Raw genomic sequence first — 20,347 nt, 5'->3', positions numbered from 1 at the left:
AAATGGAAATGCGTGAATCGAGACGAAACGGAAGGTGGTATCCATGGATGAGATGTGTATTGATCGTAGACGACGAGCCCATGATTCGGAAGGGACTCTCTGTCATGATCCGTCAATGCGGCGGGCATCCGTATAGCATCAGGCTGGCTCAGGATGGGGAAGAGGCGATTCAGTTCATTATGGAGGAACAGCCGGATTTTCTTTTTACAGATATCCGTATGCCCAGGGTAGACGGACTGGAGCTGTGCCGGCGGCTGTCGGAGATGGAGACGGATATTCAGACAGTTGTCATCTCGGGCTATGGGGATTTTGAATACGCCCGTCAATGCTTGTCCTATGGAGTAAAAGAATATCTCCTGAAGCCCGTAAGCAAAGGAAACCTTCAGAATGTGATCGCCAAGCTGGAGGCGAATAGAGAGAAACTGGGGAGCTTTGTCTCTGTCGCCAAGCTCGATGAATGGGTTGTGCGGATGGATGATGCCGTCTGGACCTTGGATAAAGAGAAGCTTTACCTTGTGCTGAAGGAATGGGAAACTGACTTCCTGCAGCGCAGGATGAGCCGATGTCAGCAAAAAGAGCTTCTGGAAGAGGGTTACACCTTGCTCGTGAAGAAGCTCCATGCCAATTCGGTCACACCCGGTAAAAGCGTGCTTGACCTGTCCGTAGAAGCCGGACCTGAACAGTTGTTCCACCGCTTCGCAGAGGCGTCGGAAGCTATACTGGAAGAGCTTCGGATAAAGCGCAAGGGCAAGGCGAAGGACCCGTTGGAGGAAGCTAAAGCATTCATCGAAAAGCATCTCGCCCAGGAAGTTTCACTGGAGGAGGTGGCGGAGGTGCTTGGTCTGAATGCCTCTTACTTCAGCCAGTTGTTTAAGCATTCGACGGGAGAGACCTTCGTACATTACCGCATTAGACGCAGGATGGAGAAGGCCAAGAAGCTGCTTGCCAATTCAAGCTATCGGATAACCGATATTTCGTATGAGGTCGGGTATGCGGACCACCCCCATTTTACGAAGACGTTCAAGAAGTTCACGGGGCTGGCTCCCTCCGAGTACCGCAGCCGGCTTGGAATTGAATGATGAGAAAGAGTCTGTCGGGCAAGCTGTTTGCCTCCTTTCTGACCGTCATCGTTCTATCCTTGTCCATGGTAGGATTCATCTCTTATTTTCAGGCTTCGGAAGCGCTTGATAAATCTTCGGAGAAGTCCATTGCCCAAGTCATCAGGAGCGCGTCCTATCAAACGGACCTGTATTTGCAAAATTATGAAAAGGCCAGCGATTCCATCCTGTCCTACAATCAAGTCAAACAGTTCCTTGATATGGACCCGGAGGACAGCTACTCTTACTATCAATACACGAATGACATACAGAAGTATTTGTTTCGCTCACTGTTCATTCTTTATCCCCAGATTAACCTGATGTATGTCATTGGCGAACACGGCAAGTCCATCAGCGACGATAACTCGAATCAGGCGCACAGCCTGCAGTTTCATCCCCTGGAACGCTACCGTTTCTTAAGCAAGCATACGCCGGATAGCGGCCGCATCGCCATTCTCAACACGAACGTGATGAATGAAGGGGATCAGCACATTATTACGATGGTCCGCCGAATCAGAGGGGTCTCATCCTATCGTCCCAACGGCATTGTGGCCATCGAGTTCAAGGCAGAGGATCTGGCCCGCATTTGGGAACCTCTTGATCTGGGACAGGGCGGATCCTTCTTTATCATGGATGAATTCGGCAAACTCCTATACCGGCCGGAAGGGAATGAGAACCTTCCAGGGTTATCTGCTGATCTCATCCGTAACGTATTTCAGCACCCGAACGATTCCGTCGTGGAGAAGGTAGACGGGAAAGAGTATATGTTCGTGTCGCGAAAATCCGATTATTCCAAATGGCAGCTTGTGGTATCCATGCCGGTTGGCGAGCTGCGCAAGCCCATCTCCACCATACGTACGACCACGCTGGTTGTGGGAATTCTCACGCTTGCCGGTACACTGTGGCTTGCCTCCCGGTTCGGACGATCTATCACGAAGCCCATCCTGATTCTCAAGGAAGGCATGAGGGAGACGGAAAAAGGAAATTGGCGAAGGCTTGAGACGGACGGCCGTCAGGATGAGCTGGGGGGCTTGATGCGCAGCTACAATCTTATGGTGACCCGATTGTCCGAAATGATCGAGCGGGTATATGAAGCGGAGCTTACGACCCAGAAGGCGGCTCTGGAGCTGCAGGAGACCAGGCTGGAGCGTCAGCAGGCGGAATTCCAGGCGCTTCAGCTGCAGATTAATCCGCACTTTCTGTATAACACGTTAGAGACTATTAATTGCTACGCGGTCGTTCAGGATTCGGATGAAATAGCGGAAATGGTGGAAGCCATGGCGTTCATGCTTCGCTACTCCATCCAAACCAACCTGGAGGAGATTACGATAGCCAATGAGCTTCGTCATGTATTGAGCTACATGACGATTCTCAAGCACCGGATCGGCCGGGAGTTCGAAATCGATGTTGTGATTCCGCCAGCGCTGCTTCTCGCCAAGACGGTCAGGCTGACGCTTCAGCCCTTGATCGAAAATATTTTTCAGCATGCATTTTTCAATGGGATTGAGGACCGGCACTATATTCGAATTGACGCCAGGATAGAGGGAGACCGGCTTCATGTTCTCGTAGAGGATAACGGCTCAGGGATGTCCCGGGAACGGCTCAACGAGCTTCGCGAAAAGCTGAACCTGAATCAACTGGCGGATACGGAAGGCGATTCCCGCTATCATAGAGGGGGGATTGGGATCATGAACGTGCACCGGAGAATCCAGATGGTGTTCGGAGAACAATACGGGTTAAGCGTCGAAAGCAAGGAGAATGAGGGAACACGGATGATCTTGTCCATGCCTGTGGAGCGGGGAAAAGGATGTTTTAAAAATAAAACGATTATTGGGAGGAATATGCAATGATAATTGATTTGACTGGTAAAATTGCGCTTGTTACAGGGTCCAATGCGGGGATAGGCCGACAAATCCTGGAGACGCTGGCTGCTTCCGGCGCCAAAGTGGCCGTAAACTATTTGTTCGGATCTTCGGAGGAGACGGTGGAAGCGGTCCGTCAGGCCGGAGGAGAAGCTTATGCTTTTCAGGCAGATGCAACAAACCCTGCCCAACTGGACAACATGGTGAAGGAAATTGAGGAGCATTTCGGCGGAACCATCGATATCCTCGTCAACAATGCGGGCGGTATGGTCAATAGGGTTCCCAATACCGAAATGGACGAAGAACATTACAACAAGGTGATGGACGTCAATTTTAAATCTTGCGTGTTTGCCTGCAAAGCCGTAGCACCGGGAATGATTGCCAAGAAAAGAGGTAAAATCATCAATGTGTCTTCCCTCGCGGCCCATGACGGCGGCGGACCTGGCGCTTCCGTCTATGCGGCGAGCAAAGCGGCGGTATGGTCTTATACCAAGGGACTTGCCAAGGAACTGGGCTCTCACGGAATCAATGTAAACGCTATCTCCCCCGGGTTCATCGGTCAGACCGCTTTCCATGCCACCTTTACCCCGGATGCGGTAAGGCAGGCGACGATTGATAAGATTCCGCTAGGCCGGGAAGGCGTTCCGCAGGATGTGAGCAACGTGACACTGTTCCTCGCTTCGGAGCTGTCGGATTATCTGACAGGCGAAATCATTGAAATTAACGGAGGCATGTCCATGCGATGATGACCATAAAGGAGAAAGCGGGCACTTTTTCCTGGGCCCGCCATGCGGTGGATAAATTGAAGACAGAGCTGGACTTTTTCCGGAGTGAAGAGATTCTTCTTCCGGCAGAGCCGGGCGGCTGGTGGCATCAATATGTGTGTCCCCGGCATCATACCGAGCTGATCTTCGATGCTGCAGAGCGGGATGCGGTTGTCTTTTCTTGTCCGAAGGGCTGCAAGCTGGAAGGTGAACCCTACCGGGGAGCATGGCTGGTATACCGGCATCAGGCGATGGCGCGGTATGCACTGCAGGCTGCTGTGGTATACGCCGCAGACGGGGAAGACTTCTATAGCGGCCTGGCCCGGACGATTCTTGCCGGATATGCGGAGCAGTTCCCGCTGTATCCGGTTCATCCCGATGCTCAACCATGGATGCTTAGGGGCCGCGCCTTTCATCAGGCGCTGACGGAGGCTATCTGGTCCACCACGCTTATTCGGGCCTACTTGCTTCTTGTGGACCATGGAGTGACGTTCACGGCGGAGGAAGAGAAGAAGCTGCAGGCGTTCTTCACGATGCTGGAGGAGAGCATGGAGCAGTACCGCCGCATTCTCATTCACGAGAAGAAGAATGCAGAGAACAATTATACCGCATGGCTAAACGCCAGCCTGGCTTGCGTATACGCCGCCAAGGGTACCGGGGAAAAGCTCGGTTCCCTGCTGGAGGGGGAAGGCGGGTTCTATCATCATCTGTCTATTGGTGTCAAGCCGGACGGCTTTGAATTTGAAGGCAGCACGTACTACCATATTTTTGTGCTGCGGGCTTATCTCATAGCGGCCGAGATGGCCGAACGCTTCGGTGTCGATCTCTATGACGCCAGGGGAGATCAGGGACAATCCATCTGTGGCATGTTTCAGTTGTTAGTGGAGCTTAGTGGCGACAACGGGGAGCTTCCAGCCCTGCATGATGGTCCTTATGCACGCGTTCCTTTCTCGCGGGAAGTCGCTGAAATATTCGAAATAGGGTGTGCGGTTTACAAAGACCCCACCTTCCAGCCTGTACTGGCGAAGGCTTATCGGTATTTATACGGGCAGGAAGGGCGGACCGGTCTGGAGGCGGTGCTATACGGACAAGGAGAAGGTATGGATCTTCACTCCGCCTCCTTGACGAGGGCCTCTGTCCTGCTGCCGGATTCCGGCTTCGCCGTCCTCCGCCACTCGGGCAACCCACTGTCCGTTCTGGCAGACTTCGGCGAGCATGGCGGCTCTCACGGGCATTATGACAAGCTGCAAATCACGATTATGCATCGGTTGGGAGAGGTTGCTCCCGAGCTCGGAATGGTTCCTTACGGCTCCATTTTGCGAAAGGAATGGTATGCCGAAACCGCGAGCCATAACACGGTCAGCATCGGAGGACGCTCCCAGGCTCCCCATACCGGCAGCTGCAGGCAATTCCGGCAGGAAAACGAAGATACGTACTTATGGATTCGCTCGGACGGCGCATATGAAGAGGCTGTTCTCGACCGGCATCTTTTATTGACCGACGGTTGGCTGCTGGACTGGTTTCATGTTGAGCAGGTAACGGGCCGGGAGCAGGATCAGGAAGTAGACTGGTGGTATCATCCGACGGGACATTTGCTGTTCCCGGTTGAGCCTCGCCGCGTCCGGACGGACTCTCCGGCAGTCCTTGGACAAGAAGCGGGCTACGGCTCAGTAGAGGTGCTGTCCGTCCTACAGAATGAGACAGACTGTGCGTTAAGAGCAGGGTGGAGCACCCGTCATGGTGGAGGGAGCCACGACCCGGAATATGAAGTGTCCGTAAGCGCTCTGCTGCCGCCCGGCTCCATTCTGCATGAAATCCGCACACCGGGTATTACCGAAGACCCGAGCAGGCGCATTCGAGGCATCATGCTTCGGCACAGAGGCCCCTCGGTTGATTTCATTACGGTTTATCGGGACGGTCATGAACCGGCCGTACTGAAGCTTGTGAGTCAAGCGGGCGAACCGGCCCGAATCCAGGTAGAAGCAACTGGGCAACGAGTTGTCTATGGCCTGAACCCCGAAGCGGGACTAATTCAGGAAGAGTACCGGAATACGGAGGAGTAAAGATGTCCGAACCTTTATTTCAACCCGCCAGCGGCGTTCTCGACGTGTCTTATGGGCCTGATGAACATACGGATGTTGGAGAGAACCCGCCGCGTTTTACATGGATGCCTGCTTGTCTGGAAGAGGGAATGTATGAGCTGCAGATATCCTTAACCACCGAATTTAAGCCTGAATGCACGCTGACCTACAGTCGAATTCCCTATAATCTGTTTACTCCGGATAAGCCGCTGGAACCCGGCACCTATCATTGGCGCTACACTCTTATCGGGGAGAACGATTCCCGTTCCGAGTGGAGCAAAGTAAGAGCTTTCGTGGTTGCGGATAAGCTGCCGTTAACGCCTCTTCCATCCCGAGCGGAACGGTATTCCGCCGTTTCCGCCAGCCATCCGCGGCTTTGGCTCCAGGCGGAACAGCTTCATTCCTTCCGGGAAGCCGTCCGCCAAGACCCTGCCTCAACTGGCTGGGATGACTTCCTGAAGCATTCCGTACTGCCCTGGACAGAGCGTGCTCTTATTCCCGAGCCTGCGCCGTATCCGGATAATAAGCGCGTAGCCAAGCTATGGCGGCAGATGTATATGGACTGCCAGGAAGTTTTCTACGCCGTTCGGCATCTTGCCATAGCGGGGGTTGTGCTGGAGGACGAGGCGCTCATTGCCAAAGCAAGAGAGTGGCTGCTTCATGCTGCAAGCTGGAACACGGAGGGGACCACCAGCCGGGATTACAATGACGAATGCGCTTTTCGCATAGCCGGAACGTTGGCATGGGGCTATGATTGGCTTCACGGCTCTCTGACGGAAGAGGAGCGTCTTAAGGTACGGCAGGCTCTGCTGCGGAGAACCGGACAGGTAGCCTTCCACGTCATCGAACGCTCCCGAATTCATCAAGTGCCTTATGACAGCCATGCGGTCCGCTCTTTGTCCTCCGTGCTCGTTCCCTGCTGCATTTCCATGTTGGGCGAGGAGGAGAAAGTTCAGGAATGGTTTGATTATACGCTGGAGTATTTCTCCGCAATGTATACCCCATGGGGCGGCAAGGATGGCGGTTGGGCTGAAGGTCCTATGTATTGGACCACTCAGATGGCTTTCGTTACAGAGGCGTTCAATCTGGTTCGCAAATACATGGGAATCAACTTCTATGAGCGTCCCTTCTTACGCAAAACCGGCGACTTTCCGCTCTATTGCTTCAGCCCCGACACTTTGAGGGCCAGCTTCGGGGATCAATCGACGCTGGGGGATCCGGTCAGTCTCAAGACGGGCTTCAATATCCGCCAATTCGCCGGTTTAGAGGGAAACGGACAATACCAGTGGTATTATGAGCGGACCAAAGAGCTGAATCCCGATACCCAGATGATCTTCTATAATTACGGCTGGTGGGATTTTCGGTTCGATGAGATGGTTTACCGCAAGGATTATCCGCAGGTTCCTTCAGAGCCACCGCTCGCTGCGGAGCCTCTGAAGTGGTTTCAGGATGTTGGCTGGGTCGCCATGCATCATAGGATGGAAGAACCTCAGGAGCATATCATGATGCTCGCCAAGAGCAGCCGTTACGGCTCCGTGAGCCATAGCCACGGGGATCAGAACGCCTTCCTGCTGCATGCGTTCGGCGAGCCTCTGGCTATCGAGAGTGGCTATTACGTCGCATTCAACAGCACGATGCATATGCAGTGGCGCAGGCAAACCCGCTCCAAGAACGTGATTCTTATTGACGGGAGGGGCCAATATGCCGGAACGGACAAGTCGAAGAACATGGCAGCCTCCGGCAAGGTGCTGAAGGCGCATAGCACGCCCGGGATCAGCTACACGCAGATGGATGCAACGGAAGCCTACCGGGAGAATGTGCCCTATATCAAGCGGTATGTGCGGGAAATATACTTCTTTGATAGCGCTTATTTTGTCATCGCGGATAGTTTGGATCTGGAACGTCCCGGAAAACTGGATTGGCTGTTCCATACGCTCTATCCCTTGACGTTGAAGGGCCAAACCTTCAAAGTAAATGGCAAAAAAGCTCAAATGGAGGGCCGGTTTGTCTACAGCTCTTCCGGAGAGATGGCGCTTAGCCAAAACAATCAATTTACCGATGTAGATCCGAAGGATTGGGAAGGGCTGCCCGAGCACTGGCACCTGACCGCATCAACCCAAGAGGCCATAAGCCATCGTATCGTGACTCTCCTTATTCCCCAAAAATCAGGAAGCCGGGATTACGTATCGTACTTTATGGACGATCAGGACCATGGGGTTCATGTTTACTTTACGAATCAGGGGGTTACCCGCCGGGTTGAGATTCCCAAAGCGTACTAGTCTTTAAAAACGTTTTCATTTGCGAATGGCACCCCATTTTACAAGGAGAAGGTTATAATGAAAAAATGGATTGGCGTCTTTCTGGTTGCATTAATGGCCGCTACAGCCGTTGCTGGTTGCTCAGGCAAGGACAAAGAAGTGACTGCCGGAGAAGTGACAAATGCGCCGCAGAAAACTAAATTCTCCATCTCGCTGCGGACGCTGGCTTTTAACTATGTTGAGAAATCGCCCAATCTGAATAAGGATAAATGGGTGAAAAAGCTGGAGGAGATGACGAACACCGATCTGGACATTGTGCTGGTTCCTCATAAGGAGTTCGAGCAGAAAATGGTCCAGATGTTCGCCACTAACGATATTCCTGACGTGGTTCAAGGTTCAGGCGGCGTAAACGGCAAGGAAATGGCCGGTTCCGTTGTGGCGGGAGTGTTCATGCCCCTGGATGACCTGCTGCAGAAATACGGTCAGAATCTGTTGAAGAAAATTCCGCAGGAAGACTGGGAAAATGTCACCTATCAAGGGAAAATCTACGCGATACCGGAGTTTCTGTCCAATCCGTCCCGTCGCGCGACTTGGATTCGCAAGGACCTGCTGGATCAAACTGGATTGCCGGTTCCCAAAACGGTCGATGAGTACTTGAATGTGCTCCGGGCCTTCAAAAAGCTGGGCGTTGAGAACCCGTACATGGGCCGGCAGGATTTCAAGTATTCCGACGCTTTCTTTGGCGCTTATGATGTTTTTCCGTACCTGTCCATGTTCGAGGAAGTAAACGGCCAGGTTCAGCCGAAGTTTATGGACAACGAAAATATGATGAAAGCGTTGCAGACCTACAAGACCATGTATGACGAAGGCTTGATCAACAAGGAATTCGCCACCATCAACCCGACCAACTACAAGAATGCGATTCTCGCGGGCAAAGCGGGTATGTGGACGATGAATGCCAATGAGCTTCTGCAGTGGGAGCAGCAATTGAAGGCTGCAACGCCACCCGCCGAGCTGGAGATTATTCCGTCGCCGGTTGGCCCTGACGGAAAAGGCGGCTCCTACTTGTACGGCTCCGTTACGCGCACCTACTTTATCAAGGAAGGTACGAAGAATGCTGCGGATATCGTGAAATTCTTTGACTGGATGCTGAGCGATGAGGCGGAAACCTTCTTTACCTTCGGGAACAAGGGCGAAACCTATAAGGAAGAGAACGGCAAAATCGTATACACCCCCCCCACGGATTCCGCTGCCGTAGATGAGGAGCGCTACCGTCAGTCCTTCCTGTGGCTGGTGCAGGACACCACTTACAACAAGGGGGTCCTTAATATGACGGAAGAAGGCAAGGAACTGATCAAAGTATACGAAACGATTCTGGCTAAGGAGGGCCGCGACGGGATTCAGTTCGACCCGCGTCTTGACGCCCTGGTGAAGAATCCGGACATCGCTCCCAACTCAGATACGGCCCCTCCGGTGCTGTTGACGCACATGGTGAAGATGGTGTATGGCAAGGAGCCCATCAGCGACTGGCCGAAGGCTGTAGAAGAGTGGCTTTCCAAGGGCGGTAAGGATGTCATCAAGGAAGCTACGGAAAAATATAAAACCAACTCGGGCATCACCATGCCCCGCAGATAAGCTTGCCCTTAAGAGGAGCTGACGGATTATACCGGGCTCCTCTTCAGATGTTTGTGGAATGCGTGGCATCCTTGTACCAGAAGTAGCAGGGTTTTCGGCTGTCGAGATTATTCTTGGCAGTTTTTTTTGTGGCGTACCTGCTGCTCCGGATGAAGTCTACTTGAGATTCGGCAGCAAAACCTCGAACGGCGTGGTATGGCTGCAATTCTTGAAGCCTCCGCCGCCGTCGTTTCAGCCGGTGTCAATAATCTGTACGGTCATCCAAACGAAGAGACGCTGGACCTTCCGCTGATGTCGCCTACTCCCGCCGGGATTTTCCCTCCCCGATTACACGCATTCCCGCCTCCTCGCTTGAAATAAACCTTCAGCAGGATGCGGCATGGCTGCGGCTTTCCTCCAGCAGCTTCGCGTAATATCCGCCCTGCTTCAGCAGCTCGCCGCTGCCGCCCGACTCGGCGATCCTGCCGTTCTTCATCGCGATGATGATATCGGCTCCGGCGATCGTCGACAGGCGGTGGGCGATAATCAGGGTGGTGCGCCCGCGCGCAAGGTTGTCGACCGCCTGCTGGATCAGCTTCTCCGTATGCGTGTCGATATTGGCGGTCGCTTCGTCCAGCACGAAGATCGCGGGATCATGCGCAAGCGCCCTGGCGAAGGAGATCAGCTGCCGCTGTCCAGAGGACAGACTGCCCCCTCGTTCCGTGACGGGCTCGTTCATGCCGGCCGGAAGATCTTGAATAAACGTCTCGGCGCATGACGCCCGCAGAGCGTCCCGTACGGCTTCGTCTGCGATGTCGTCCCCAAGCGTAACATTGTCGCGGATGTTGCCCGAGAACAGAAACACATCCTGAAGCACCACCGATACGTTCCGCCGAAGGTCGGTCAGCCGGATATCGTTGACGTTGATGCCGTCGATCAGAATCTCACCTTTCTGCACACGGTAGAAGCCGTTGATGAGGCTGATGATCGTCGTTTTGCCCGCGCCGGTTTCGCCGATAAAGGCGGCGGTCTGGCCTTTTTTGATAACAAAGCTTACGTCCTTCAGCACCCAGTCGGCATCGTTATAAGCAAACCACACATGCTTGAATTCGATGGCCCCGTCCAGACGCTCTACAGGAAGTCCCTCCTCGGGAGTTTCCAGCCGGTCCTGTTCCCGGAAGAGTTCGCAAATCCGTTCCGTGGAGACAAGCGCCGACTGGATCGAAGTATATTTGTCGGCAAGATCGGAGATCGGTGCGAAAAACTGCTTAATGTACGTAGTGAACGCATATAGGACGCCGATCTGCAGCGAGCCGCCGAAGATTTTGCCCGCTCCGTACCAGACCAGTATAGCGATGGAAAGGTTTTGAAACAGATCGGAGGCGGGCTTCAAAATGCTGTTCAGCCGCACTTGGGTCAGTGTGGTTTCGAAATATTGACCGTTCAGTTCGAGAAATTGCGCTTCCTTCTCTTTTTCCGCCCGAAAGATTTGAATGACCCGCATTCCGGAGATGCTCTCCGCGATAAAGCCGTTGATTCTGCCGATGAAATGTTTCATATGAAAGAAGTTCCTTTGAATCCGGTTTTTGATATAGACGACCAGGAAGATGATAACCGGAATAACGATGAAAGAAACGAGTGTTAGCTCCAGGCTGAGCGAAAGCATGACGTACACGATTCCCCCAAGGAGCAGTACATCCTTGATCAGCATAACGACAACGTCGGTGTACAGATCGCTGATTTCTGATGTATCGTTGGTCGCCCGCGTAATGAGCCTGCCGGGCAGTGTCCGGTCCAGATAGGAGAGAGGAAGTAGTTGAATAATTGAGAGCACCTTGACCCTCAGGTTATGAATCAGACCCTGTCCCGCCCTGGCGACGAGCAGCGATTGAATGTAGGAGAAGACGCCGCCTGCCGCCGAAATGATAAGATACAGCAGCGCCATACCCCCGATGGAATCAAGGCCGCTGGGAGCGGCATGCCCGATCAGAAAGTGGTCGATTACCCGCTGAAGAATCAGCGGTTGAACGAGGTAAGCTGCGTTTACAATGACCACACAGAGACAGGCGATTACGAGCGGAGTGGCATACGGCGCGGAGAGCCGCAGCAGTTCTTTTACCGGACCGGACGTCGTCTTCTTCTCAAGACTGGGGTTGGCCGTCTTCCTGTTGAGCCGTGTAGAGATCATAATACATTCCTCCCTTCTTCAGGAGCTTTTCATGTGTCCCGCGTTCGCGAATGGTGCCTTTATCCAGGACAATAATTTCGTCCGCTTCCATCAGGGCGGAAATCCGGTGCGAGATGATAATATTGGTTTTGCTTTTCCGCGCCCGGCGCAGGCTTTCCAGTATACGCCCTTCCGTGACGGCGTCGACCGCCGAAAGCGCATCGTCCAGAATGAGGACGGCAGGGTCTCTGATCAGAGCGCGTGCGATAGCCATCCGCTGTTTTTGGCCGCCCGAAAGATTGACCCCGCGGTCTCCGAGAAGGGTATCGTAACCGTCAGGGAAGCGGGAGATGCTGTCCGCGATAAGACTGAGCCGGGAAGCCGTCTCAACCTCTTCATCGTCGTATGTATCCTTAAAAAATACGATATTGTCTCTAACGGAGGAAGCAAATACAAAAGTATCCTGCGGCACAAAAGCATAGCCTTCCCGCAAAGACGCGAGCGAATAATCGCCGATATCCCGGCCATCCAGCAGGATTTGCCCTGGCTTCGTATTGTACAGCCGCAGCAGCAGAGCGGCCAGCGTGCTTTTGCCAGAGCCGGTTGGTCCGATGACGCCCAGCGTACGTCCTTTGGGGAGCCGCAGCGAGACATCCGAAAGCGCAGGAACGCTGGCGCCGTCATGTAAAAAGGTTAAATGGCGCAGTTCGATCTCGCCTTCCGGGCGAAGCCCCAGAGCGTGAGGGGAATCGGTGACGTCCGGCTTGACGCTCATAATGTCGTACAGCCTCCCGAGGGAAGCCATGCCGCGCTGGAAATAGGTGACGACTCTTCCTATGGACACGATGGGGCTGACGATCAGGCTTAAATATCCGTTAAACGCCACGAAATCTCCGACGCTTATGTCTCCCCGCAGCACCATGCGGCTTCCGTAGAACAGATTGATCACGAAGCAAACTGCAAATCCGAATTCGATCAAGGGGGGGAGCGCGGCGGATACCTTGATAAGATTAACATTCGACTGGGCCATGCTGCTGCTTAACACGCTGAACTTTTCTATTTCCGAACGCTCCTGGGCATACGCTTTGATCACCCGGATACCCGAAATATTCTCCTGAACTTTGTCGGACACGAGCCCGAACTGATCCTGAACGATTCGGAACCGGCTCTGGATCTTGCGGCCAATATAGAGCATAAGAGCGATGATGAACGGCAGTGGCGCGAGCGTCAGAAGAGCAAGCCGGGCATCCACGGCGGCAAACATAAAATAAATGGATGAAATGCAAATCACGATACCGTTGAAGGACATCGCCGTGGCCGGCCCAAAAGTCATGCGTACGGCGGAAATGTCGTTGATGGCATGGGCGATCAGATCTCCCGTTTTACGCTTGCCATAGAAGGCAGGAGACAGGGTCAATAAATGACGGAACAGCTCTTCCCGAATATAGCATTCCAAATTTCGCCCATTCGCGATAATCATATTCCGCCACAAGAAGGTGAAGGCGAAGACGGCGAAGGCGATCAGCACCATCCACAGCACATTCATCAGCACCGGGTGAAGCGCAAAGCCCCTCTCTTTCATCAGGTCAACGGAGCTCCCAAGCACTTTGGGAAATAGCGTCTGGATAAACGAAGCGGCGAACATAAATGCAAAGCCGGCGGCGTAACTGAATTTGCGGCTCTTGAAGAACCGCAGCAGAAAAGAAGCCTTCATAATCATCCCACCTTATGCCAAGTCAAATGCGCCGGACCGATTCCCTTTCCACGAGAGTGCTCAGTACCGCGATGTTTTCGGCGGGCTTGTCGGGTTCGGCAATCCGTTTGAGCAGAGTGGATACAACCACCCGGCAAGAGTACTCGATATTTAAATCCATCGTGGTTAGAGGAGGCAACGATAGAGCGGAGACTTCCGTGTTGCCGCTGCCGAGAATCGAGACATCGTCCGGTACTTTTATATCATGCTGATGAAGCGCACGGATGAATTCGATAGCGGTAAAATCATGATCGCAAATAAAGGCGGTCGGAAGCCGATTGTCCGCGATCAGATTCTGCAATTTCGCAGGGTAGTCCTCATCCGATTCCCAAAAAAGAGCTTCGTCGACAGGCAGCCCGTTCTCTTCGAGCGCGAAGGCAATGCCGTTTTGTTTCTCCTTGTTCCGGTAAACTTTCCGGTTGCCGACAAAGCCGATCCGGGTGTGGCCCCTGTCGATTAAATACTGGCACTGCTTGTAACCGGCGTTGATGAAGCTGAACCACACACTGTCATAGTCGTAAGCCGGCGAATAACCGGTGAGAAAAATCAAATTCGGTATCTTTTCGTTGATCAATGCGGCATAGTTCAGGTTGAACCTGCCGATCAAAATGACGCCGTCGAAGGCGAAGCCCTTGCTGAGCCGATAGGGAAGAATCATTCGGTTCTGGGTTTCCTTATCCAAAAATTCAATGCTATAGTCGGCGTCTTCCTTTTGGAGCGCCTTCTCGATCCCCTGCATCATGTGGCTGAAATTGCTGTTATCTTCGCGGTAAGGCGTTTGATGAAGTACGAGAATGCGAGCGGACATATTCCTCTTTGGTTTGACATAGCCCATTTCCGCCGCTTTCTGAATGACCTTCCGTTTCAATTCGTCGCTGATGCCGGTCTGGTCCGACAAGGCGCGGCTGATCGATACCGGCGAGAGACCCATAGCTTCAGCAATGTCGGTAATCGTTACTTTTTTATTCTTCAATCCAATCCCCCGCTTCGTGAGCTGTTTCCTGGTGCATAATCTGTGTGCAGCTACTATAATAACACTTTTTATGGATTTTTAACGAAAAAAATAACGAAAAACAAATATATTTTTTGCGTAAATTAAGTATATGAAAAAAAGAAAGATATCGTAGCGCACCCGCGTTCATCTTGTGAATGAGGCATCGCGTTCATGACGATCCTTTTGTAGTAAATTTACTAAAAAAAAGCTATACTTTTGATAAAGGTTTGTTCCTTTAGTAAAAGTATGGAGCGGAAACAAGATGAAAAAATTCACAATTGAAGATGTGGCGCAGAAGGCGGGCGTGTCGAAAAGCACGGTCTCGCAGTTCTTGAACAAACGCTATAAGTATATGAGCGAGGCGACGAGGAACCGGATCTCCGAGGTGATCGACGAGCTGAATTATCAGCCGAACGGATTGGCGCGGGGGCTGAAACGGAACCGGACGAACACGGTCGGCGTCGTCGTGGGGGATATTAATTACTCACTGTCCATTCAGTGCATCCATGCCATTGAGAACGAGCTTCAGCTCAGCGGTAATCAGGTGATTATTTGCAACGCGGACGAGAATCCGGACAAGGAGACCAAATACATCGAAACACTGATAGCCCGGCAGGTGGACGGCCTGATTGTTTTTCCCACTGGAGACAATCCGTCCCTTTATCAACGTCTGCTTGACGAACGATATCCGCTGGTGTTCCTGGACCGGGTTATGGAGGGCATCGCGACACAGTGCCTGCTGCTGGACAATGAGATGGCGGTCAAGACGGCCTTTAAAGAATTTATCCGTTACGGCCATGAGCGGATCGCCCTTTTGACGCTGCCCGTCGGACGCTATGCGATTACGCCGCGCAAGGAACGGGTCAGCGGTTACCGGAAGGCGGTCGAGGAGGTTGGGCAGGAATGGCGGGAGGAGTATGTGTGCAGCGCGCCCAGGGATGGAATGTCCGAAGCGCTTGAGCGTCTGCTGTCTCTCCCGCAGCCTCCGACCGCCCTGCTGGCGGCCAACGATATCGCGCTTGCCGAAGTGCTGAAATATGCGAATAAACATGACTTGTCCATTCCTCGGGATTTATCGGTCATCGGCATCGACGACGCGGAATTCGCAACGATCTACAACCCCGCGATAACGACGATCCGTCAGCCCGCGTATGAAATGGGGATGCAGGCCGCGAAAATCATCCTCGCCGGCATAGAAGACACTGGCTCCTCCGTGCCGATAACCTATCGGTTTACCCCGGCCCTTCAGCAGGGGAATTCGGTTCAAGCCGCGCCAAAATCTTAATAAAACGGTTTATATAAAAAAGCCAAGGACATCGTCCGTTCTTACGGAGAGATGTCCTTGGTTTGTCTTCAAACCGTTCCGGTCAGACTGCGCCAGCATTCATGAACTGTTCTAGCCGCTCCCGGGTCGGGAGCCCATCCATATCGCCCGGCGACATGACCGCCAAAGCACCGATGGCATTGCCCCGTCTAACCGCTTCCGATAAGGGGAGTTTCTCCAGCAGCGCGCTGATCACACCGACGGCAAAGCCGTCGCCCGCGCCCACCGTGTCAACGACCTGATCGACCTTGAACCCCGGGACAAAGCCTTCCGAATCGGAGGATTTGTAGTACGCGCCTTCCGGTCCCAGCTTGATGACAACCAGAGAGACGCCCAGATTCAGATAGTAGGACGCGATTTCCTCCGGTGATGTAAGTCCGGTCAGAATCCGGCCTTCTCCGAGGCCCGGGAGGAACCAGTCGCATCGGGCGGCCAGATCGTTGATCGTGTCCACCATTGTCTTGGTATCACACCAAAGAGACGGGCGCAGGTTGGGATCGAGTGATACGGTTTTGCCGCTGCGCTTCATGAATTCCATGGCGTGTACGGAGAACTCGTGGCATTCCCGGGAGAGTGCTGAGGAAATGCTGGTAACGTGCAGATGTCCCGCCGAAGCGAAGTAGGTCGCGTCGAAATCGGCAAGTCCCAATGTGGAAGCCGCCGAGCATTTGCGGTAATACTCCACCTTAGGGTCGCCGGTGGTTACCTTCGATTTGATTAATATTCCGGTCGGGTTTTCGCTTGAGAAAGTGACGCTGGAGGTATCAATGCCTTCTTTGTTTAGCGCTTTCATAATGAATGTTCCGAAGCTGTCCTCTCCAAGCTTGGTTACGTAACCGACCTTATGCTCCAGCCGCGACAAGCCGGCAGCCACATTGCTCTCCGCTCCGGCCATAGCTTTGGAGAAAGACATCGCTTCGTCCAGGGGTCCGGTCTCATTGGCGTAGAACATTGCCATCGGTTCTCCGAAAGTCACTGCGTCCAATCGTTTATTCATTGCGGGCACCTCCTAGGGTATAGGGAATCATCCTGTATTTGTTATGCTTTGTTTTGAAGGTATCACATAAATCGGTTTTGTTCAATAACAAGATCTTTGGAATCGCTGAATCATTCGTGAAGAAACGATAACAATAGTCGAAAAAGTCTTTATTTATCAACGATTTCCCCCTGTTTTTAATACTTTATGCTGGAGCGATTTAAAAAGAATTGACTCTGAATGCAATTGTTATTACTATTTTATTAGTGTATTTTATTTGTTGATTACTAAACTTTAATAAAATATTTTATCTATTTATCAATATTTCTATTTCAAGCGAGAGGAAGTATACGAATGAAAAAGTTAAAAGTGCTGCAAAATGTAGTGTCGGTTGGTGTGGTGGCCGTCATCCGCGCGGATAACGCCGAAGATGCTTTCCGCATGTCGGAAGCGTGCATTAAAGGTGGACTGACCAATATCGAGGTGACGTTTACGACGCCTGAGGCGGATGTCGCCATCAAAAGGCTTGTCGCCGAATATGGAGACCAGGCGGTCATCGGAGCAGGTACGGTGCTGGACCCGATTACGGCCCGGATTGCGATTCTGGCCGGTTCGGAATTCGTAGTCAGCCCTTCTTTTGAAGAAGAGACCGCCAAAATCTGTAATCTGTATGGAATTCCGTACATGCCGGGTACCTTGACGCTGGATGAAATGAAGGAAGCGCTGAAGCTGGGCGTCGATGTGCTGAAGCTGTTCCCTGGCAGCGCCTTCGGTCCCGACATCGTTAAGGCAGTCAAGGGGCCGATGCCTCATGTGAATATTATGCCTACCGGCGGCGTGGACCTGGAGAATATGGAGAAATGGATTCGGGGAGGCTGCATCGCGGTGGGAATCGGCGGCAATTTGACCGCTCCGGCCAAAGAAGGCCGCTACGATCTCATTACCGAGCTGGCTGCCAAGTATGTGGCGAAATTCCAGGAGATTAAGGCAAGCTCCGTAAAATAGTTCCAGCTTGGACAGGAGCCGCTTTCCTAATTAGGAAGGCGGCTTTTTTGAAATATCAGAAACTATAAGCTTCGCGCTTATCCTTAACCTGATATTTTTACGAGAAACGGATGCCTTCCTCTTCCAGAGGACGGCGAAGCCGTTTCTTCTTAACGTCGGCTGATCCGAATCGTGTTGCAGGAAGACAACCCGGCTTATAAGAGGCGCATTATGTCATTTTTGTAATAAAATTGGGTTCCGGAACGTTTGATTGCCTTAAAGATTCCCTGTATGCTTAGAAAAGTGTGCGCCTTGAAAACAGGCTCTTTATTGAAACGCTTACTATCCCAATGCCGCAGTTATCAAAATCTGGTATATTCCAAAATGTTGTTACAGATTGCAACAATTAAGCGATCTTGCGCGTCAGTAAGATTGCATAGAGAGGGGGAACCTTCGTGGTGGAGCAGGGACTCATCAGAGCCGCTCAATCGGGCGATCGCGACGCTCTAATCACCCTATTGCGAGAAATTGAAGGCCAGGTATACAAGACGGCCTTTTACATTTTGCATAATGAACAGGATGCGCTGGACGCCTCGCAGGAGGCATTGATCCGGGTATACACCAAAATCGGCTCCTATGAGGAGAAGGCCCAGTTCAAGACATGGGTTCAGCGGATCGTGACCAATATATGCATTGATAAATTCAGAAAGACAAAACCGACGGTTTCCATTGACGAGCATGAACTGGTATTCAAAGACAAGCAAAATGTCGAGCGGGAAGTGCTGTCCTCCTATTTGGCGGAGGATATCCGGGAAGCGATCGACCAGCTGCCCGAGCATCACCGTACGGTTATCGTGCTGCGCTATCTGCAGGATTTTTCTTACAACGAGATTGCGGACTGCCTGAATCTGCCGCTGAATACGGTGAAATCTTATCTGTTCAGGGCAAGGCAGCAGCTGCAAAACAGACTACAGGAGTATCAGAAAGGTGGTGTATCGGGATGAACTGCGCGGAGGTGATGGAATGGATGCACCGTTATTTGGATCATGATTTGAGCCGGGACGAGAGTCTTGAAATGTTCCGTCATATCGACAATTGCCCTTCCTGCGCGGAATTGTTCGAAAGGTTGAACGCGCTCTCCAGAGAGCTGGAGCAGCTCCCCGACGTAAGCCCTCCTTTCAGTCTGGTGGATTCGATTCTGCCAAAGCTTGAGGCCATCGACCGGGAGGATGACGTTATGGCAGCCCTGCCCGCAGAAGAACAGCAGGCACAGCCTATGAGCCGTAAGGCTTCAAGAGCCAAGAACCGGAATTCCTCCCTGGCGTCCCGTTTCGGAATAGGCGCAGCCGCTGCCGCGGTGGTGCTCGGCATTGCGCTTTTCAATATGCCGGAGAAGCTGCCGGGCGCACAGGTGGAAGATATGATGAACAGCAATGCCGAGCTAAAGCGAAGCAATGATTCGGCTGCAGACATCGGCGGAGCGAATGCCGGTACGGGATCAACTTTTGGCGCCGAAGCCGGAGGCTCCCCGGGAAGTGAAGAGAACAGCAATTCAGTCGATACCGGAATGTCTACATTTTCCGTACCGGAAAGCCCTTCGCCGACTGATGGCGGGCAAACAGCGAAGGGCGGCGTCTCTGCGCCGGACACAGCCGCTCCAACCGAACGAACGCTGGACGGCCGGGCAAGCGCGCCTGCGAAGAGTGTGTCGCCAAATAAGAATCGTAGTGAGATTTCCAAGAAAATGGCATCTCCTGAACCGTCCGCCAAAACGTCTGCATCGCAGGAAGCAGGTCCGACCGATAAGGCCGATAGTCCAAGCGATCCGGCAATGTCGCTGCAAGCGCCTGCCTATAAGGGCGGAGATATGGGGATTATGGATATAGCTCCTATGGAAACTCCGCCCGGTTCCCCGTCCTGGACGTCTCTCGACGGTCTGTATACCGCGGTGATCGACGGGCAGAAACTGGTTATTTACCGCGCCGCAGGTGATGGTTCAGAAGGAAGACAGGCTGTTGACACGATTCCCTTCGAAGGAACATGGGTATCGGGAGAATGGACGGCGGACAGCCGGCAGTTTACTTATGTGACGGCAGTGGAAGGGAAAGAGCAGCACAGCGTCTATACCGTACCTCAAGAGACTCCGGACCTGTCTGCTACCCCGTCGGCTTCGGCAGCGCCAGCGTCTTCGTCTCCATCTCCGTCTTCATCGCCGGGAGCTTCAACAAAATAGTGAAAAGTTGGCACGTTTTGCGGCGTTGCCGAATACAATAAAGTATGAGGACAGGAATTGTCACGGAGCGGCAGTTCGCCGCAGAAGACATCTGGTATGACCGGCGGCAGGGAAGTTTCTAGGGCTTCCCGCCCCGCCGTTTATATAGATGAGCCGCGTAAGGGCGGAGGGGCTTTGGCATGGGTGCCGGGGCTTCTCCGCTTTTGCATGTAAATATGAGAATGTCCAAGCTTGACGCTC

14 protein-coding genes are annotated in these 20,347 nt (G+C 52.8%); 10 read left to right on the top strand and 4 right to left on the bottom strand.

Features of this window, described 5'->3' with window-relative positions:
- Positions 1-47 precede the first annotated feature (47 nt).
- From PUR_RS18980 to PUR_RS18955, 6 genes are read left to right on the top strand one after another with little or no spacing between them, the layout of a single operon-like run.
- Positions 48-1,079, top strand: coding sequence for a response regulator transcription factor (locus PUR_RS18980; protein WP_179036590.1), 1,032 nt, complete (start codon positions 48-50; stop codon positions 1,077-1,079).
- Positions 1,076-2,947: a cache domain-containing sensor histidine kinase gene (locus tag PUR_RS18975; protein WP_179036589.1), complete on the top strand. Its 1,872-nt coding sequence runs from the start codon at positions 1,076-1,078 to the stop codon at positions 2,945-2,947. The genes PUR_RS18980 and PUR_RS18975 overlap by 4 nt, the downstream gene beginning before the upstream one ends.
- Positions 2,944-3,705 (top strand): SDR family NAD(P)-dependent oxidoreductase, encoded by a 762-nt coding sequence (locus PUR_RS18970; protein WP_179036588.1) that lies wholly within the window; start codon positions 2,944-2,946, stop codon positions 3,703-3,705. The genes PUR_RS18975 and PUR_RS18970 overlap by 4 nt, the downstream gene beginning before the upstream one ends.
- Positions 3,702-5,786 (top strand): heparinase II/III domain-containing protein, encoded by a 2,085-nt coding sequence (locus PUR_RS18965; RefSeq protein ID WP_179036587.1) that lies wholly within the window; start codon positions 3,702-3,704, stop codon positions 5,784-5,786. The genes PUR_RS18970 and PUR_RS18965 overlap by 4 nt, the downstream gene beginning before the upstream one ends.
- 2 nt (positions 5,787-5,788) lie before the next feature.
- On the top strand, positions 5,789-8,083 hold the full coding sequence (locus tag PUR_RS18960) for a DUF4962 domain-containing protein (RefSeq protein WP_179036586.1): 2,295 nt from the start codon (positions 5,789-5,791) through the stop codon (positions 8,081-8,083).
- Positions 8,084-8,140: 57 nt separating this feature from the next.
- A complete protein-coding gene (locus PUR_RS18955) occupies positions 8,141-9,697 on the top strand; it encodes an extracellular solute-binding protein (RefSeq protein WP_179036585.1) in 1,557 nt (518 codons plus the stop codon).
- A 364-nt stretch (positions 9,698-10,061) separates the two neighbouring features.
- Here PUR_RS18955 and PUR_RS18950 read toward each other — a convergent pair whose 3' ends face one another.
- From PUR_RS18950 to PUR_RS18940, 3 genes are read right to left on the bottom strand one after another with little or no spacing between them, the layout of a single operon-like run.
- The gene (locus tag PUR_RS18950) at positions 10,062-11,864 is read right to left on the bottom strand and encodes an ABC transporter ATP-binding protein (protein WP_179036584.1); all 1,803 of its coding nucleotides are present in this window, start codon (positions 11,862-11,864) and stop codon (positions 10,062-10,064) included.
- Entirely contained in the window at positions 11,818-13,557 is a 1,740-nt protein-coding gene (locus PUR_RS18945) for an ABC transporter ATP-binding protein (protein WP_179036583.1), read from the bottom strand. Before PUR_RS18945 ends, PUR_RS18950 begins: the two co-directional genes overlap by 47 nt.
- A 22-nt stretch (positions 13,558-13,579) precedes the next feature.
- A complete protein-coding gene (locus tag PUR_RS18940; RefSeq protein WP_179036582.1) occupies positions 13,580-14,569 on the bottom strand; it encodes a LacI family DNA-binding transcriptional regulator in 990 nt (329 codons plus the stop codon).
- Between the two features lie 283 nt (positions 14,570-14,852).
- Here PUR_RS18940 and PUR_RS18935 point away from each other — a divergent pair, with 283 nt between their 5' ends.
- On the top strand, positions 14,853-15,875 hold the full coding sequence (locus PUR_RS18935; protein WP_179036581.1) for a LacI family DNA-binding transcriptional regulator: 1,023 nt from the start codon (positions 14,853-14,855) through the stop codon (positions 15,873-15,875).
- An 82-nt stretch (positions 15,876-15,957) separates the two neighbouring features.
- On the opposite strand, the gene PUR_RS18930 is transcribed toward PUR_RS18935, so the two are convergent.
- Entirely contained in the window at positions 15,958-16,911 is a 954-nt protein-coding gene (locus PUR_RS18930; RefSeq protein ID WP_179036580.1) for a sugar kinase, read from the bottom strand.
- A gap of 333 nt (positions 16,912-17,244) precedes the next feature.
- Here PUR_RS18930 and PUR_RS18925 point away from each other — a divergent pair, with 333 nt between their 5' ends.
- The 3 genes from PUR_RS18925 (at position 17,245) to PUR_RS18915 (ending at position 20,107) form a co-directional block, all read left to right on the top strand.
- A complete protein-coding gene (locus PUR_RS18925; RefSeq protein WP_179036579.1) occupies positions 17,245-17,895 on the top strand; it encodes a bifunctional 2-keto-4-hydroxyglutarate aldolase/2-keto-3-deoxy-6-phosphogluconate aldolase in 651 nt (216 codons plus the stop codon).
- A 434-nt stretch (positions 17,896-18,329) separates the two neighbouring features.
- Positions 18,330-18,878, top strand: a complete 549-nt coding sequence (locus tag PUR_RS18920) for an RNA polymerase sigma factor (protein ID WP_124695760.1) — start codon at positions 18,330-18,332, stop codon at positions 18,876-18,878.
- A complete protein-coding gene (locus PUR_RS18915; RefSeq protein WP_179036578.1) occupies positions 18,875-20,107 on the top strand; it encodes an anti-sigma factor family protein in 1,233 nt (410 codons plus the stop codon). Before PUR_RS18920 ends, PUR_RS18915 begins: the two co-directional genes overlap by 4 nt.
- Positions 20,108-20,347: the final 240 nt, after the last annotated feature.

It is taken from the genome of Paenibacillus sp. URB8-2, from assembly GCF_013393385.1.
GTDB lineage: Bacteria > Bacillota > Bacilli > Paenibacillales > Paenibacillaceae > Paenibacillus_AQ.
This window is presented reverse-complemented; position numbering and strand designations above follow the sequence as displayed.